The following is a 17,926-nucleotide window of genomic DNA, read 5'->3' as shown; positions in this document are numbered from 1 at the left end:
GCGCATGCGTGAAGCTCACGTGCACAGGGTGAGGGCGGTGGAGAGGGTGGATTCGAAGGTGGGGGGTGCGGGGTGGTGGGGGGTGGGGGGGAGGAGGGGGAGGACGGTGTGGGGGCCGGATTGGATGGTGGGGGCGAGGCGGAGGGGGGCGGCGCAGCTGCCTCGGGGGCCTGCTTCGAGGAAGACGCGGGGTGGGGTGGGGGTGAGGAGGGGGGCGAGGGCGGGCCAGAAGAGGACGGGGCGGGCCATCTGGGCGGCCCAGAAGGAGGGGGTCGCCGCTTGCGCGGGGGTCACCTCGCGGGTGGTGGAGGTGGAGCGGATGGGGATGCGGGGCGCGGACAGGCGCAGGGTGGCGAGCTGGGCCGCGAAGTGCTGGGCGGCGTCCTCGCACAGGGGGCTGTGGAAGGGCTGGCGGGCGCGGACGGGGCGGCAGGCCACCACGGCGGTGGTGAGCGCCTTCTCGGCGAGGCGGAGTTCGGCGGTGGCTCCGGAGAGCACCGTCTGGTAGGGGCTGTTGACCGCGGCGATCGCGATGCCCTGCGCGGCGAGGTCGGCGCCGAGGACGTCACGGATGCGGTCCTCTCCGGCGGCGACGGCGAGCATGCCGCCGGGTTCCGTCGTGGCCATCGCGGCGGTGCGGGCGGCCATGACGCGGCCGCCGTCGGTGATGCTGAAGACCCCGGCGACGGCGGCGGCGGCGAGTTCGCCGACGCTGTGGCCGACGAGGACGGTGGGGCGCAGGCCGCGGGCGAGGACGGCCGTGCCCAGTGCCGCTCCGACGGCGAAGAGCAGGGGTTGTGCGCGGCGGCAGTCGTCGAAGTCGGGGCCGGGCTGCTCGGCGAGCCAGTCGGCGCGCAGCGCGGGGCCGTCCTCGCCGACGGCGGCGAAGAACGCGTCCATGGCGGCGGTGAAGACGGGCTCGGCGCCGTACAGGTCGGCGCCCATGCGGGGTTGTTGCGCGCCCTGGCCGGGGAAGAGGAGCACGGCCTCGTGCGGGGTGGGTGACATGGTTCGCCGTCTCAACGGGGCTGTGTGAGCTGGAGTGTGCCGCTCGCGACGCGGACGCCGCCCTGGTCGATGCCGACGGCGGCGGTGATCGCGCCGGGTTCGCCGGTCACGGAGACCACGCATTCGGCGGGGACGTCGATCTCGACGAAGATGCCGAAGTCGAGTTCGGCGCCGGTGAGTACGGCCTCGCCGTCGCGCAGGCCCGCTTCGGCGGCGGTGTGCAGGGCCGCTTGGCGCATGCCCTCGATGAGCAGGGACGCGGGGATGTGGTCGTAGTCGCGGTCGAAGAAGGAGGGGTGGGTGCGGTCGACGAGCAGGGGGAAGCGGCCGGGGCGGTCGGGGGACGCGGGGGCGATGACGACGTTGGCGGGGTCGCGGCGGCCGACCGCCTCGGGCGGGAAGGGCTTGGCATCGGGGGCGGCGGGTACGCCGGAGGCGTCGGCGAAGCGGCGGGTGCGCTGGTAGGCGCGGATCTCGCGGTAGGACTCGCGGGGGAAGAGGACGCTGTCGAAGGAGAGCGTCATGGCGGGGGCCCCGGCGACGGCGAAGGTGCCCGCGATGTCGTAGGCGGAGTCGCGGGGCGTGACGCGTACGGTCACGACGCCCTGGAGGGGGGTGCCGCCGTCGGCGTGGAAGGATGCCGACTCCGGTACGTCCAGGGTGAGGTGCTGGACGGCGGAGGGGGTGCCGCGCAGGACGTCGAGGTAGCCGTGCCGGACGACGACGAAGGCCTGGCGGAAGGCCTCGATGATCGCGACGGGGTCGTGCCAGGGCGCGGCCTGGTCCGACCACAGCGGGTGGCCGGGTGCGACGCGTACGGCGATCGCGTACTCCTCCGGCCCGACTTGGGTGTGGTCGGTGACGAACACCTCGATCGGGGAGCGGCGGTTGACGGTCGCGGGCGGGACGAAGGTGTCGAAGCTCAGGGCGGCGGCGGGGTCGTGGGGCATCGGAACCTCCGGGGGCGGGGCGCTCAGTGCGCGTCGAGGAAGCGGGCCAGGGTGCGGATGGTCGGGTGGTCGAAGATGTCGCCCAGGCTGATCCGCGCGTCGGTCAGGGCCTGGAGGCGGCCGCGCAGCTCCACCGCGGAGAGGGAGGTGAGCCCGTGGGCGGTGATGTCGTCGTCGAGGCCGAGGGTGTTGTGCTCGCCGAGGACGTCGCCGAGCGCGGCCCGTACCGTCTCGACGCTGTCGCCGGGCGAGGGTGAGGGCGGGGGCGGGGGCGGCGAAGTGGGCTGCGACCGGGCCGTGGTGGGCGCGGGCCAGTGGCGCTGCCGGGCGAAGGGGTACGGGGGCAGGGTGATCCGGCGGGCGCCCGTACCGGCGAAGAGCGGGGCCCAGTCGACGGTGCCGCCCGCGGCGAAGCGTTCGGCCTGCTCGCGCAGGGGGGTGCCGCCGACGACCGTGCCGGGTTCGGGTGAGGCGGCCAACGTGCGCAAGGAGGCGAGGAGTTCGGTGGCGTCGGTGCCGAGGACGACGGCCCGGTGGGTGAAGCGGGCGCGGTGCAGGAGGGTGAAGCCGACGTCCACCGGGTCGGCGCCGGCGCCGTCGAGGGCGGCGAGCAGCCGCCGGGCGTGCGCGGCGAGGGCCTGCGGGGTCTTCGCCGAGAGCACCCACGGCACGGCGGGCGGCGCCTGGCGCGTCGTCTCCGGTGCGGGCGGGGCCTGTTCGAGGATGACGTGGGCGTTCGTGCCGGAGATGCCGAAGGCCGAGACCGCCGCGCGGCGCGGGCGGCCCGTGACCGGCCAGCCCTGCGCGCCGGACGCGAGACGTACCGCGCCGGCCGTCCAGTCGACGTGCGGGCTGGGGGCGTCCACGTGCAAGGTGGCGGGCACGACGCCGTACCGCAGCGCGGCGACCGTCTTGACGACGCCCGCGACACCCGCGGCGGCCTGCGTGTGGCCGATGTTGGACTTGACCGAGCCGAGCACGAGCGGCCGGTCGGCGGGCCGGTCCTGCCCGTAGGTCGCGAGCAGCGCCTGTGCCTCGATGGGGTCGCCGAGGGCGGTGCCGGTGCCGTGCGCCTCGACCACGTCGATGTCGCCGGGCGCCAGGCCCGCGTCGGCGAGGGCGGCGCGGATCACCCGTTGCTGGGCCGGGCCGTTGGGGGCGGTGAGGCCGTTGGAGGCGCCGTCCTGGTTGACGGCGCTGCCGCGGACGAGGGCGAGGACGCGGTGGCCGTGGCGGCGGGCGTCCGCGAGGCGTTCCAGGACGAGGACGCCGACGCCCTCCGCCCACGCGGTGCCGTCCGCCGCGGCCGCGAAGGACTTGCAGCGGCCGTCGGCGGCCAGGCCGTGCTGCCGGGCCATGTCCACGAAGCCGCGCGGGGTGGCCATGACGGTGGCGCCGCCCGCGAGGACGAGATCGGTCTCGCCCGCGCGCAGCGACCGGCACGCCAGGTGGACGGCGACGAGCGAGGACGAGCAGGCCGTGTCGAGGGTGAGGGCCGGGCCTTCGAGGCCGAGCGCGTACGCCACCCGGCCAGAGACCAGGCTGCCCGCCGTACCCGTCAACCGGTAGCCGCCGGTGCCGACTTCGACGAGGTCCTGGCCGTACTCCTGGGCCATGTGGCCGACGAGGACGCCGGTCGCGGTGCCCGCGAGGCTGTGCGGGTCGATACCTGCGTCCTCCAAGGCCTCCCACGCGACTTCGAGCAGCAGCCGCTGCTGCGGGTCCATCGCGACCGCCTCGGCGCGGCTGATGCCGAAGAAGGCCGCGTCGAAGTCCGCGGCCCCGGGCAGGAATCCGCCCGCGCGGACGTACGTCGTGCCGGGGCGGTCCGGGTCGGGGTGGTAGAGGGCGTCGAGGTCCCAGCCGCGGTCGTCCGGGAAGCCGGAGATCGCGTCGCGGCCGTTCACGACGACGTCCCACAGCCCGGCGGCCGAGTCGGCGCCGGGGAAGCGGCAGCCGATGCCGACGATCGCGATCCGGTCGTCACCGACACCGCCACCGCCGTCGCCACCGACACCGCGGGCCTGGCCGCGCAGCCACTCGATCTCCTTGAGCGATTCGCGCAGCGCCCTGACGAGCCGGGCCTCGGTGTACTCGCTCATCGCGGGTCTCCCCACCCGGAGTCGTAGGGGAGGTAGGGGTCGAACCACTCGTCGAACCAGTCGTCCGGCCAGTCGAGCGGCTCGAACGTCTCGTCCTGGACAGGCAGTTGCGGGACGAAGGCGGCGCCCATCGACACCAGGATGTGCCACAGGGCGAAGGCCCAGTCCCGGCGGTAGAGGGCGGGATCGACGCGGGGCCGGTCCGCTCCTCGCGCGGACGTGCGGCGGGTGGCGGCGGGCTTGCGCGGGCCGGAGGCCCACGGGTCGGGCGTGCCCGCAGCCCCGGGCGTACGGCGGCCGCTCATCGCGCACCGCCCTCGCCGAGCGCGTCGGCGATGAGGGCTTCGACGTCCATGGTCTCGATCAACTCCCTACGGCTCGGGTGGGCGTGCGGCTGCGCTGCCGGATCGGCGGTCGGATCTGCGGCCGGATCTGCGGTGGGGTCCGCGGTGGGGTCCGCGTGGGGTACGGGTTCGGGCTCCGGTGCGACGAGGATGCGGTGGAGGTGGTCGGTGAGGGCCGCGGGCGTCGGGTGGTCGAAGACCGCGGTCGCGGAGAGCGGTGTGCCCGTCAACGGCGTGAGGGCGTTGCGGAGTTCGACGGCTTGCAGCGAATCGACGCCCAGGTCGCGGAAGTTGCGGTCCAGGTCGAGCGGCTGGCCCTCGGCGTGGCCGAGGACGGCGGCGAGCCTGCGGCCGACCAGTTCCAGCAGCCGCTGTCGGCCGTCGTCCGGGGCGAGCGCCGCGAGTTCGCGGCGGAGGCGGGCCGCGTCGTCGCCCCCGTCCCCTGCGCGGGGAGCGGCGGGTGCGGTGAGGGCCACGGCGGTGACCTGGGCGTGCGGCGCGGTCAGAGCCGCGTCGAACATCGCGAGCCCGGCGGCCTCGGAGATCGGCGCGAGGCCGCGGGCGCGCAGCCGAGCGAGGTCGGCGTCGCCCAAGTGCGCGGTCATGCCGCCGTGTTCACCCGCCCACAGCCCCCACGCGACGGACACCGCGGGCAGCCCCGCGGCCCGGCGCCGTGCGGCCAGACCGTCGAGGAAGGCGTTCGCGGCCGCGTAGTTGGCCTGGCCGGGCGCACCGAGCGTGCCGGCGACGGAGGAGAAGAGCACGAAGGCGGTCAGGCCCGGGAGGTCGCGGGTCGCCTCGTGCAGATGCCATGCGGCGTCCGCCTTGGCGGCGAGCACCGCGGCCAGCCGCTGCGGGGTGAGCGATCCGAGCACGCCGTCGTCCACAACGCCCGCCGCGTGCACGACGCCCGTCAGGCCGGGCGTGACGAGCGCGGCCACCTCCGCCGGGTCGGACAGGTCACAGGCCACGATCTCCACCTCGGCGCCCATGTGGCCCAGCTCCGCGCGGAGTTCCGCAGCGCCCGGCGCCGCGGGGCCGCGCCGCCCGGCCAGCACCAGCCGCCGGACGCCGTACGCCGTGACCAGATGCCGCGCGAAGAGCGAGCCCAGGCGGCCGGTGCCGCCGGTCACGAGGACGGTCGAGGCGGGGCCGAAAGGGGGCTCCGGCGCGGGCGCAGCCGTGGGCTCCGCCGGGTCGGTGGGAAGCGCGGTGAGGCGCGGCACGAAGGCCGTACCGGCGCGGATCGCCACCTCGGCCTCGTCGAGGGCGAGTACGGCACGGGGATCGACGTCCCCGGTGACGTCGGTGTCCAGGAGGACGAACCGGCCCGGCTGCTCCGCCTGCGCGGCCCGCACCATCCCCCACACCGCCGCCCCGGCCGGATCCGCGACCCCGCCCCCGTCCACCGCGACGGCCCCCCGCGTGACGACCACGATCCGCTGCCCCTCGGGCGCGGTGAGCGCGGCCAGCACACCGCGGGTGAGGGCGTGCAGCGAGCTGACGGGGTCCGCGCCGGGCGCGGACACGGCCCGCACGACGGCGAGGTCACGGCCGAAGGGGGTGAGGGTGACCGCCGCCGGGGCGGCCTGCGCGCCGTGCGGCGGTGCGGCGACGAGGGCGGCGCCGAAGCCGGAGATCCGCGCGGGGGCGGGGGCGGGGGCGGCTGCCCTGCCGCGTACGGGGTGGGTCTCCCCGCCTGCGGGCCTCGGCGTCCGCACCGCCCCCGCGCCGAAGCCGGACAGCCGCGCGGGGGCGGGGGTCACGACGCCGGCCGGGGCGCGTCCGGACGCCCGCGCCGGGGCCGGGGTCGCCCCTGCCGGGACGGTGCGGGGGCCGCCGGGACGGACCGCGGGGAGCGTCGCCACGAGTGCCGCGCCGAAGCCCGACGCGAGGGCGGGGGCCGGGGCGGGCCCGGTCAGCAGGCCGGGTACGGGCGGCAGCGGCTCCCACGCCAGCGCGCGCAGCAGCGGCGCGGCCGGTGCCGGTGCCGGTGCCGGTGCCGCCGGGCGCAGCCGTACCGCGGCGGCCGTCAGGACGGGGCGGCCCTCGGAGTCGTACGCCGTGAGGGCCATGGCGTCGGGCCCGGACGGGGTCAGGCGGACCCGGAGCGCGGCGGCCCCCGGGCGGTGCAGGGTCACCCGCTCCCACGCGAAGGGGACGTCCGTGCCGCCCCGCGCCGTACCGGCGAGCCAGGCGTGCAGGGCGGCGTCCAGCAGCGCGGGGTGGAGGCCGTAGCCCGCGGTGTCGAGGTCCGGTGCGGTGCCGGTGCCGGACGCGGTCCCGGTTCGGGGCGCGGTGCCGGTGCCGCCTTCCGCCCCCGTGCGGGTCGCGGTGCCGGTGCCGGTGCCCGTCGCGGACCCGGACCCGGTTCGGGTCGCTGCGTCGGCGGCCGATCCGGTGCCTGCCCCGGTCCCGGTTCCGATCTCCGCGAGGACGTCGTCGCCGTCCCGCCACAGCGCGCGCACGCCGCGGAAGGCCGGGCCGTAGCCGTAGCCCTGCTCGGCGAGGCGCTCGTACGCCGCCTCGGGGTCGATCGCCGCGGCGCCCGGGGGCGGCCAGGCGGCCAGGGGCGGCGGCGCGGTGTCCGGGGTGCCGAGCGCGGCCCGCGCGTGGACGGTCCAGGGGGCGCCCGGCGACTCCTCGCGGGCGGAGAGCACGACCTCGCCGGAGGGGCGGGCCACCGCCTGGAGCGTCACCCGTCCTTGCGCCGGGAGGGTCAGCGGGGTCTGCGCGAGCAGCTCTCGCAGGGCGGGCGGGGCGCCCACGGCCGTGGCCGCGTGCAGGGCGAGTTCCGCGAACAGGGCGGCGGGGGCCAGGACTTCGCCGCCCACCGCGTGGTCGCCGAGCCAGCCGGGCGCGGTGCGGGACACCGTGCCGGTGAGGACGGCGGTGCCGTCCGCGGGCAGGTCCATACGGGCGGTCAGCACGGGGTGCCCGGCCGCGGTGAACCCCGGCCCGGAGGAGGACGCGGGTTCGGCCCGCAGCCAGTAGCGCCGCCGGTCGAAGGCGTAGGTGGGCAGCTCGGGCAGCGGCCCGGCGGGCGGCGCGCCCAGCACGGCCCGCCAGTCCACCGGCAGCCCGAGCCCGGTGAGTTCGCCGAGCGCGGGCAGCAGCGTGGCGAGTTCGGGCAGGTCGCGGCGCAGCAGCGAGACGCCCGTCACGGGGGTCGGGGCGCTCTGCGCGGTGAGCGTGGTGAGCGCCCGGCCGGGCCCGATCTCGACGAAGGTGCGTGCGCCGGTTTCCGCGAGCGCGGTGACGCACGGCAGGAACCGTACGGCGCCGCGCGCATGCCGCATCCAGTAGTCGGCGGACCGCAGGTCGTCCTCCCGCGCGGGCGCGCCCGTGACGTTCGACATCAGGGGGATCGTCGGCGGGTGGTACGTGATGTCCGCCGCGACGGCGGCGTACTCGCCGAGCCGGCCGTCGAGTTCGGCGGAGTGGAAGGCGTGCCGGTTGCGCAGCTTGATGGAGCGCCTGCCGCGCTCCCGCCACACCGCGACGACCCGCTCCACGGCCTCCGGGGTGCCCGAGACGACCGTGGCGGTCGGCGCGTTGAGCGCCGCGATCGACACGCCGGGCACCAGCGTGGGCTCGATCTCGTCGGCGCCCGCCTGGATCTGCACCATCACACCGGGCGGCAGCGCCGCCATCGACCGCCCCCGCGCGGTGATCAGCCGCGCGGCGTCCGGCAGCGTCAGGATGCCCGCGACGTGCGCCGCCGCCAACTCGCCGAAGGAGTGGCCGAGAAGGTAGTCCGGGCGCAGCCCGAAGGACTCGACGAGCCGGAAGAGCGCGACCTCGACCGCGAAGAGCGCGGGCTGCGTGAATTCCGTCCGGTCCTGGAGCATGCCCGCCTCGGGCGTGCCCTTCGCGGCGAACAGCAACTCGGCGAGGGGGCGTTCGAGGTTGGCGTCGAGAGCCGCCACGACCTCGTCCAACGCGGCGGCGAACACCGGGAACTCGGCGTGCAGGCTCGCCCCCATCCCGGCGTACTGGCTGCCGTGCCCCGGGAAGAGGAAGACCAGCGGTCCACTGGCGCGCTGCCGCTCGGACGGCTCGCTCTCACCGAACGCGGCCAGCTTGAGGAGGAGTTCCTCGCGGTCGGCACCCGTGAGGACGGCCCGGTACGGGAGGCGCGCCCGGGTCGCGACGAGCGAGGCGGCCACGCCCGCGGGGTCGAGCCCCTCGCGCTCCCCCACGTGCTCCAGCAGCCGCGCCGCCTGCCCGCGCAGGGCCCGCTCACTGCGGGCGGACAGCACCCACGGAACGACCGGCCACCCGGCCCGCTGGGCTCCCACCCCGGGGGCCCGGACGGCGGAAGGCGGCACGTCACCGCTGGCCGCGGAGGCTCCAGGCTGCCGCCCGGACTCGGCCTGCACGGGCGCCAGCCCGGCGGCACCACCCGCCGAGGGCTCCGCCTCCGCAGGCGCTTGGGCGCGCGCCGACGCGTGCGAGGTGCCGACGCCGGCCGCCGAGGAGTCCGCCTGCTCGGAACCGGCACCCGGCGCCCCGGATGCCGCCTCACGCGGCACGTCGGCGCCACCACCCGCCGAGGGCTCCGCCCCGGCCGCCGCGACGGCCCGGGGGGCAACGGACGGCCCGACACCACTCGCCGCCGAGGCTCCAGGCCGCCAGGACTCGGCCTGCACGGACGCCAGCCCGGCGGCACCACCCGCCGAGGGCTCCGCCCCGGAAACCGCCGGGAACGGCTCGGCAGCCGACGGCGTCGGCTCGGCACCCACCGGGACAGCCCCGGAAGCCGCCGGGATCGTCCCGGCGCCCAGCGGCACCGGCTCGGCCCCCGACGGCACCGCCTCCGCCCCCGCCGGGGCCTGTTCCAGGATCACGTGGGCGTTCGTGCCGGAGATGCCGAAGGCGGAGACGGCGGCGCGGCGGGGGTGGGGGGTCGGGGGCCAGGGGGTGCGGGTTGTGGTGAGGGTCACCGCGCCCGTGGACCAGTCGACGGCGGAGGTCGGGGGGTCGGCGTGCAGGGTGGGGGGGAGGACGCCGTGGCGCAGGGCCGCGATCATCTTGATGACGCCTGCCATGCCCGCCGCGGCCTGCGTGTGGCCGAGGTTGGACTTCACCGAGCCGAGGTGCAGCGGCCGGTGGGCGGGGCGGTCCTGGCCGTACGTCGCGAGGAGCGCTTCCGCCTCGATCGGGTCGCCGAGCACCGTGCCGGTGCCGTGCGCCTCGACGGCGTCCACGTCGGCTGCCGCGAGGCCCGCGTCGGCGAGGGCGGCGCGGATGACGCGTTGCTGGGAGGGGCCGTTGGGGGCGGTCAGGCCGTTGGACGCGCCGTCCTGGTTGACCGCGCTGCCGCGCAGCACCGCCAGCACGCGGTGGCCGGACTCCCGTGCGCGGGAGGCGCGTTCGAGGACGAGGACGCCCGCGCCCTCGCTCCACCCGGTGCCGTCCGCGGCTTCGCCGAAGGATTTGCAGCGGCCGTCCGCGCCGAGCCCGCCCTGCTTGGCGAAGTCCAGGAAGACGCGGGGGGTGGCCATCACGGTCACGGCCCCGGCGAGCGCGAGGTCGCACTCCCCCGACGTGAGCGAGCGGGCCGCGAGGTGCAGCGCGACCAGCGACGACGAGCACGCCGTGTCCACGGTGACGGCGGGTCCCTCCAGGCCGAGCGCGTACGCGACCCGGCCGGAGGCGACGCTGCCCTGGCTGCCGATGAGGCGGTAGCCCTCGACGCCCGCGGCCGCGTCGTCCGCGCCCGCGCCGTACTCCTGGGCCATGATCCCGGCGAAGACGCCGGTGCGGCTGCCCGCGAGGGTGTCCGGTGCGATGCCCGCGCGTTCGACGGCCTCCCAGCTCACTTCCAGCAGCAGGCGCTGCTGCGGGTCCATCGCGGCGGCCTCGTGCGCGTTGATGCCGAAGAAGTCGGCGTCGAAGGCGCTCGCGTCGGCGAGGAAGCCGCCCTGGGTGGCGGGGAGTTGTGCGGTGTCCCAGCCGCGGTCGGCGGGGAGGGGGCCGATGACGTCGCGGCCGGCGGCGACGGCCTCCCACAGCTGTTCCGGTGAGTCGATGCCGCCGGGGAAGCGGCAGCTCATGCCGACGACGACGATCGGGTCGGCCTCGGCGTCGGCGTCCGTGCGCCTGACCGGCGCGGACCCTGGCGCGGACCCGGGCGCGGGCGCGGACCGCCCGGTGGTGCGGTCGCGCAGGTAGTCCGCGAGCGCGGACGGTGTGGGGTGGTCGAAGACCACCCCTGCGGGCAGCGGGATGCCGGTGGCGGCCTTGAGCCGGTTGCGCAGTTCGACGGAGAGCAGCGAATCGAAGCCGAGGTCGCGGAAGTTGCGGTCCGGGTCGATCTGCCCGGCCCCGCCGTCCCGGCCGAGCAGCCGGGCCGCCTCGGTGCGGGTGAGGGCGAGCAGGTCGGTGGCGGGCCCGGCGGGCGGGGCCGCGGAGACGGGACGGGCGGGCGCGATGTCCCGCAGGACGGCGGGGAGTTCGCCTCCCGCGGCGGATTCCTGGAGGGCGGTCCGGTCGGCGACGAGACCGGCGACGTAGGGGCGGTGCTGCGCGAGCGCGGCGTCGAAGAGCGACAGGCCCGCCTCGACGGGGAGTTCGACGAGTCCGCGGCGGCGGAGCCGGGCGATGTCCGCGTCCCGCAGTTGCTCGGTCATCCCGGCGGCGCGGTCCCACGGCCCCCATCCGATCGCGAGCGTGGGCAGTCCGCTGCTGTGCCGGAGGGCGGCGAGGGCGTCCAGGAAGGCGTTGGCGGCGGCGTAGTTGGCCTGGCCGGGGCCGCCGGTGAGGCCGAGCACGGAGGAGAAGAGGACGAGGGCCGCGCCGGTGCGGGCGGTGGCCTCGTGCAGGTGCCAGGCGGCGTCCGCCTTGGGGCGCAGCACGGCGTCCAGCCGCGCGGGCGTCATGGCGTCCAGTACGCCGTCGTCCAGCACGCCCGCGGTGTGCACGACCGTCCCGATGTCGGGCGTCACGACGGCGGCGACGGCGTCGGCGTCCGTGACGTCGCACCGCACGATGCGGACCGTCGCGCCCATCTCGTCGAGTTCGGCGGCGAGTTCGACCGCGCCGGGCGCCTCCGCCCCGCGCCGGGACGCGAGGACGAGCCGCCGCACACCGTGCCGCTGCACGAGATGCCGGGCGAGCGCGGACCCGAGTCCGCCGGTCCCCCCGGTGATGAGGACGGCGCCACCGAGGTCGGGGCCGGCCGCGTCGGTCGTCGCCGCGGCAGGTTCGCGTACGGGTGCCAGGCGCGGCACCCGCAGCGTCCCCGCCCGGACGGCCACTTCCGGTTCGCCCGTGGCCAGCAGGGATGCGACGTCCAGGTCGGCGGAGGGTTCGGCGGAGACCAGGACGATACGGCCGGGGGCCTCCGCCTGGGCCGCCCGGACCAGGCCGTGGACGGCGGCGGAAGCCGGGTCGGCCGGGTCGGCGGACCGGGCCGTGGTGCGGGTGGTGACCAGCAGGGTGCAGGCGGCCGTGCGCGCGTCGGCGAGCCAGTCCTGGAGGGCGGCGAGGACGCGGTGGGTGGCGGTGTGCGCGGCGGCGACGACGCCGGGACCGGGGGCGTACGGCTCGGGCGTGGCGTCGAGGACCACCACGTCCGGGAGGGGCGCCGCGCGGTCCACGTCCTCCCACGCGGCGACCGTCACGAGCACGGCGCTCGGCCGCTCCCGCTCCGGCCAGGTCAGTTCCAGGAGGCGGTGCGCGGCGCGGCGCCCGGCGCGCGTGACGGCGGACCGCTGCTCGGGCGTGAGGCGGCGCAGGACGAGGGAGCCGGCGGTGAGGACGGGGTGCCCGGCGGGGTCGTACGCCGCGAGCGCGATCTCGTCCGGGCCCGCGCCCGGCGTGACGACGACCCGCAGCGCGCTCGCGCCCGACGCGTGCAGCCGCACACCGCCCCATGAGAAGGGCAGCGCGAGACCCTCGTCCGCGACGGTGAGCAGCACGGCGTGCAGCGCGGCGTCCAGCAGCGCGGGGTGCAGCCCGAAACGGTCGGCGTCGGTCCCGTCGGGCAGCGCGACCTCCGCGAGGACCTGCTCGCCGTGCCGCCACAGCCCGCGCAGGCCGCGGAAGACGGGCCCGTAGCCGTAGCCGCGGGCGGCGAGCCGCTCGTACGCGTCCGCGAGGTCGAGAGGCTCCGCCCCGGCGGGGGGCCAGGCGGCGGGGGGCGGCGGGGGCTCCGACGCGGCGCCCTCGGCGGTCAGTTCACCGTGCGCGTGCGTCACCCACCCGCTGTCGTCAGCGTCCTCCGCGCGGGAGTGCACCGTCAGCGTGCCGTCGTCCTCCGCCGTCACGCGGACGGCGACCGCGCCCTCGGCCGGGAGGACGAGCGGGGCCTGCACCACCAGGTCGGCGACGCCCGGACGGCCGGTCTGCGCGGCGGCGCGCAGCGCCAGGTCGAGGAAGGCGGTCGCCGGGAGGAGCGGGGCGCCGGACACCGCGTGGTCGGCGAGCCAGGAGTGCGTGGCCAGGGCGATCCGTCCGGTCAGCAACACGGCACCGGAGGCGGGCACTTCGGCGACGGCGGCGACCAACGGGTGTTCGGCCGGGGTCAGTCCGAGGCCGGCCGCGTCGAGGGGCGGGCGCGGTTCCAGCCAGTACCGCTTGTGCGTGAAGGCGTACGTCGGGAGCGGGACGCGGCGGGCCGCCGGCCCGAACACCGGCTCCCACGCCACCGCGCCGCCGCGCACGTACCGTTCGGCGGCGGAGGCCAGGAAGCGCGCGGGGCCGCCCTCGCGGCGGCGCAGCGAGCCGGTCACCGTGACCGTGCGGGAGGCCTGTTCGGCGGTCTGCTCGATGTGCATCGCCAGCGACGGGTGCGGCGAGCACTCCACGAAGTGCGTGAAGCCGTCGGCGAGCAGCGCCTCGACGGCGGCCTGGAAGGCCACCGGTTCGCGGCAGTTGCGGTACCAGTACGCGGCCGTCAGCTCCTCGCCCGCCGCGACCACGCCCGTCACCGACGAATACAGCGGCACCGTGCCGCGGTGAGGTCGTACGAAGTCCAGCAGCTCGGCGAAGCGCGGCTCCAGCGGGGCGACGAGCGGCGAGTGCGAGGCGATCGAGGCGACCGCCCGCGCGGGCACACCCGCCGCCCGCAGCTCCGCGACGAACGCCTCCAGCGCGTCCTCGGGCCCGGCGACGGTCGTGCCGTTCGGGCCGTTGACGCCCGCGATGGTGAGCCCGGGGGCGAGCCGCCGGGCGACCTCGGCCGCCGGGGCGCCGACCGAGGCGATGGCCCCGGTGAGCCCCTCGGCGAGCAGCCGCGAGCGGGTCACGACGAGCCGCCCCGCGTCCTCCAGCGTCAGCGCGCCGGCGACGTACGCGGCGGCGATCTCCCCCTGCGACGACCCGACGACGGCGTCCGGCAGCACACCGAGCGAGCGCCACAGCTCGGCCAGCGACACCATCACCGCGAACAGCGCGGGCGGTACGACGTCGGCCCGCTCCAGCCACCCGCCGTCCGCGCCGTCCCGGACGGTGTCCAGCAGCGACCAGTCCACGAGCGGGTCGATCACGGCCGCGCACCGCGCCATGTGCGCGGCGAAGACCGGTGCGGAGTCGAGGAGTTCGGCCGCCATCGCGAGCCACTGCCCGCCCTGGCCGGGAAAGACGAAGGCGGTCCGTCCCGGCTCCTCGTCCGCCTCCCCGCGGACGACGTTCCCGGCCGGGAGCCCGGCGGCGAGCGCGCCGAGCCCCGCGGCCAGCTCGGCGGAGCTGTCCCCGACGACGACCGCGCGGTGCGCGAAGCGGGAGCGCGTGGCGAGGAGGGAGCGCCCGATGTCGGCGGCGCCGCCCCCCGCGACGGAGCCGGTGCCGGTGCCACCTGCGGCCCCGGCACCGGGCGCCCCGGCAGCAGCCCCGGTGTCCGCCGCGGCCGAACCCCGGTCGCCGTCCCCCGCGGCCCCGGTTCCATCGGCCGACACATGCGCCAGCAGGCGGGACGCCTGGGCCCGCAGGGCTTCCGGGGTCTTCGCCGAGAGGACCCACGGGAGTGCGGGCCACGGGGTCGCCCCCGCCTCTCCGCCCGGCTGCAACGCAGCCACCGCAGGGGCCTGTTCGAGGATGACGTGGGCGTTCGTGCCGGAGATGCCGAAGGAGGAGACCGCGGCGCGGCGGGGGCGGGCGGTGGCAGGCCAGGGTTCGGTGCGGGTGGCGAGGCGGACCGCGCCGGAGGACCAGTCGATGTGGGGGCTGGGGGCGTCGACGTGGAGGGTGGGCGGCACCACGCCCTCCCGCAGCGCCGCGACCATCTTGATCACGCCCGCCAGGCCCGCGGCGGCCTGCGCGTGGCCGATGTTGGACTTCAGGGAGCCGAGCAGCAGCGCCCTGCCGCGCGGGCGGTCCCTGCCGTACGTGGCGAGCAGGGCGTGCGCCTCGATGGGGTCGCCGAGGGCGGTGCCCGTGCCGTGGGCCTCGACGACGTCCACGTCCGCCGGGGACAGTTCGGCGTCGGCCAGGGCGGCGCGGATGACGCGTTGCTGGGAGGGGCCGTTGGGGGCGGTCAGGCCGTTGGAGGCGCCGTCCTGGTTCATCGCTGTGCCGCGGACGAGGGCGAGCACCGGGTGGCCGTTGCGCCGCGCGTCGGCCAGGCGTTCCAGGACGACGACGCCGACGCCCTCCGCCCAGGCCGTGCCGTCCGCGGCGGCCGCGAAGGACTTGCAGCGGGCGTCCGGCGACAGGCCGCGCTGGCGGGCGAATTCGAGGAAGACCCGGGGGGTGGACATCACGGTCGCACCGCCCGCGAGGACGAGGTCGGTCTCGCCCGCGCGCAGCGAGCGGCACGCCAGGTGCAGGGCGACGAGCGAGGACGAGCACGCGGTGTCGAGGGTCACCGCGGGGCCCTCCAGCCCGAGCGCGTACGCGAGCCGGCCGGAGGCGACGGCCGAGAGGCCGCCGGTGATGCGGTAGCCCTCGACGGATTCGGCGGAGTCCCAGCCGTACATCCCGACGAAGGCGCCGGTACGGGTCCCGGCGAGCGCGTTCGGGTCCAGGCCCGCGTTCTCCAGCGCCTCCCACGTGACTTCGAGCAGCAGCCGCTGCTGCGGGTCCATCGCGAGGGCCTCGCTCGGGCTGATCCCGAAGAAGCCCGCGTCGAACCCGGCGACGTCGTCGAGGAAGCCGCCCTCGCGGACGTACGTGGTCCCGGTACGGTCCGGGTCCGGGTCGTACAGCCGCGCCAGGTCCCAGCCGCGGTCGGTGGGGAAGCCCGAGATGACGTCCCGGCCGCCCGCAGCGACCTCCCACAGGTCGGCGGCGGACGTGATCCCGCCCGGGTAGCGGCATCCGATCCCGACGATGGCGACGGCGTCGCCGTCCTCCGACCCGGGCGCGGGGCCGTCCCCGGCGGAGGCGGCGCGAACGCCCGGCCCCGAACCGGCCTCTGGCGTACGGGTGTCGGCCCGCCCGCCGCCCGCGCCGTCCGCTGCCTCCTCCGCCGCCGTCTCCGCCAGGCGTGCCGCGAGCGCGGCGGGCGTCGGGTGGTCGAAGGGCTCCGTCGCGTCCACCTGGCGGCCGAGCGCGTCGGTGAGCCGCTCGGTGAGTTCGACGAGGGCGAGCGAGCCAAAGCCGAGGTCCTTGAAACTCCGGTCGCGCGGCACCGCGTTGGCGTCCGCGTGCCCCAACTGCGCCGCGACCTCGGCCCGTACGACGCCGAGCAGGCCGTCGCCGGCCGCGGGCGCCAGGTCACGCCGTGACGGATCGGCGCCGTCCGCCGTGGGCCCCGAGGCATCGCGGGCCCCCTCCCCCGCCGACCCGGCGGACGGCACCCCGTACGCCCCGCGCTCGAACGCGTACGTCGGCAGCTCCACCGCTCGCGCGCCCGTGTCCGCGAAGACGGCGGCCCAGTCCGTGTCCTCACCGGCGACGAAGGCAGCGGCGGCGTACGGACCTTCGCCGTAGACCCCGGCCGGGTCCTGCGACGTGGCCAACCGCTCCAGCCCTACCGCCAGTTCGGCGGTGTCGTGGCCGAGCACCACCGCCCGGACGGGGAAGAGCGTGCGGGTGGTGGCGAGGGAGTGGCCGGTGTCCAGGGGGTCGTGCGTCTGGGCGTGGGCGAGCAGGCGGCGGGCCTGGGCGCGCAGGGCGCCCGGGGTCTTGGCCGAGAGCACCCACGGGATCACCTCGGGGCGCGCGGTGGGGCGTGGGGCGGGGCGTGCGGGGGCCGGCTGCGGCGGTGCCTCGGTGAGGACGACGTGGCAGTTCGTGCCGCCGAGGCCGAAGGAGCTGACGCCCGCGAGGGCGGGGCCGCCGGACGGCCAGGGGCGGGGGGCGGCGTTGACGCGCAGGTTGAGGCCGTCGAGGTCGATCGCGGGGTTGGGCTCGGTGAAGTGCAGGCTCGCGGGCAGTTCGCGGTGCTGGAGGCTGAGGACGGTCTTGAGCAGGCCCGCGATGCCGGCGGCGGTGTCGAGGTGGCCGATGTTGGTCTTGACCGAGCCGACGAGCAGCGGCGCGGTGCGGGTCGGGGCGGTGCCGAGGGCGCCGCCGAGGGCGGTGGCCTCGACGGGGTCGCCCACCGCGGTTCCGGTGCCGTGGAGTTCGACGTAGTGGACGGCGCCGGGGTCGATCCCGGCCTGCCGGTAGGCGCGGGTGAGGAGTTCCTGCTGGGCGGCCGCGCTGGGGGCCGTAAGTCCGTTCGTGCGGCCGTCGTTGTTGACGGCGCTGCCCGCGACGACGGCGGCGATGCGGTCGCCGTCCGCGAGCGCGTCGGCGAGGCGTTTGAGGACGACGAGGCCGCCGCCCTCGCCACGGACGAAGCCGTTGGCACGGCGGTCGAAGACGTGGCAGCGGGCGTCGGGCGACAGCACGCCCATCTCGGCGAGGCCCACGTGCGCGTCGGGCGCGAGCATGAGCGCGGCGCCGCCCGCGATCGCGAGGTCGCACTCGCCGCTGCGCAGCGACTGCACCGCCAGGTGCACGGCGACGAGCGACGAGGACTGCCCGGTGTCGACGGTGAGGCTGGGTCCGTGCAGACCGAGCGCGTACGAGAGCCGGTTGGCGATCATGCTGCGCTGGCGGCCGGTGAAGGTGTAGTGGTCGGGCGCGGTGGGGGGCGCGGCCTCGGCCGGTGCGGACACGAACACGCCGGTGTGGGTGCCGGCGAGGCGTTCGGCGGTGAGCCCGGCGCGCTCCAGCGCCTCCCAGCCCAGCTCCAGGACGAGCCGCTGATGCGGGTCCATGGCCGCGGCCTCGCGCGGGAAGATCCCGAAGAAGCCCGGGTCGAAGGCGTGGACGGCCGGAACCGGAGGAGCGCCCGCCTCCCCCGGGACGTCGTCGAGGAACGCGCCCCGCCGGGTGGCCGTACGCCCCGGTGGCGGGTCGGTGACCGCGTCGCCGCCCGAGCGCAGCAGCCGCCACAGCCCGGCCGGATCGTCCGCCCGGGGCAGCCGTGCGGCCAGTCCGATGATCGCGAACCCGTCAGTCATGATGCATCTCCTCGACGAAGTCCCGGAGGGGGACGCGGGGGCCGGTCGGAAACCGGGACCGGTCGGGAGCCCGAGCCGGTCAGGAGCCCGAGCCGGTCGGGCAGCCGCAGCGGCCCGGCGTC

Annotated in this window: 5 protein-coding genes; all 5 read right to left on the bottom strand. The window is 77.2% G+C overall.

Features of this window, described 5'->3' with window-relative positions:
- Positions 1-15: 15 nt before the first annotated feature.
- Genes ACWERV_RS14915 through ACWERV_RS14895 form a run of 5 tightly spaced genes read right to left on the bottom strand, consistent with a single transcriptional unit; the run spans position 16 to position 17,804 of the window.
- The gene (locus tag ACWERV_RS14915) at positions 16-1,008 is read right to left on the bottom strand and encodes an acyltransferase domain-containing protein (protein ID WP_452932893.1); all 993 of its coding nucleotides are present in this window, start codon (positions 1,006-1,008) and stop codon (positions 16-18) included.
- An 11-nt stretch (positions 1,009-1,019) separates the two neighbouring features.
- A complete protein-coding gene (locus ACWERV_RS14910; RefSeq protein WP_452932891.1) occupies positions 1,020-1,958 on the bottom strand; it encodes an AfsA-related hotdog domain-containing protein in 939 nt (312 codons plus the stop codon).
- A 23-nt stretch (positions 1,959-1,981) separates the two neighbouring features.
- Positions 1,982-4,075: a type I polyketide synthase gene (locus ACWERV_RS14905; protein ID WP_452932889.1), complete on the bottom strand. Its 2,094-nt coding sequence runs from the start codon at positions 4,073-4,075 to the stop codon at positions 1,982-1,984.
- Entirely contained in the window at positions 4,057-4,365 is a 309-nt protein-coding gene (locus ACWERV_RS14900; RefSeq protein WP_452932887.1) for a hypothetical protein, read from the bottom strand. The genes ACWERV_RS14905 and ACWERV_RS14900 overlap by 19 nt, the downstream gene beginning before the upstream one ends.
- Positions 4,362-17,804: an SDR family NAD(P)-dependent oxidoreductase gene (locus ACWERV_RS14895; protein WP_452932885.1), complete on the bottom strand. Its 13,443-nt coding sequence runs from the start codon at positions 17,802-17,804 to the stop codon at positions 4,362-4,364. The genes ACWERV_RS14900 and ACWERV_RS14895 overlap by 4 nt, the downstream gene beginning before the upstream one ends.
- Positions 17,805-17,926: the final 122 nt, after the last annotated feature.

It is taken from the genome of Streptomyces sp. NPDC004031, from assembly GCF_053604375.1.
The sequence above is the reverse complement of the archived record's forward strand: the minus strand, read 5'-3'. Positions and strand labels throughout refer to the sequence as shown.

Bases quoted from the DNA above. Each gene is read 5' to 3' on its own strand.
- ACWERV_RS14915 (WP_452932893.1), bottom strand. From the start codon at position 1,008: ATGTCACCCACCCCGCACGAGGCCGTGCTCCTCTTCCCCGGCCAGGGC.
- ACWERV_RS14910 (WP_452932891.1), bottom strand. From the start codon at position 1,958: ATGCCCCACGACCCCGCCGCCGCCCTGAGCTTCGACACCTTCGTCCCG.
- ACWERV_RS14900 (WP_452932887.1), bottom strand. From the start codon at position 4,365: ATGAGCGGCCGCCGTACGCCCGGGGCTGCGGGCACGCCCGACCCGTGG.
- ACWERV_RS14895 (WP_452932885.1), bottom strand. From the start codon at position 17,804: ATGACTGACGGGTTCGCGATCATCGGACTGGCCGCACGGCTGCCCCGG.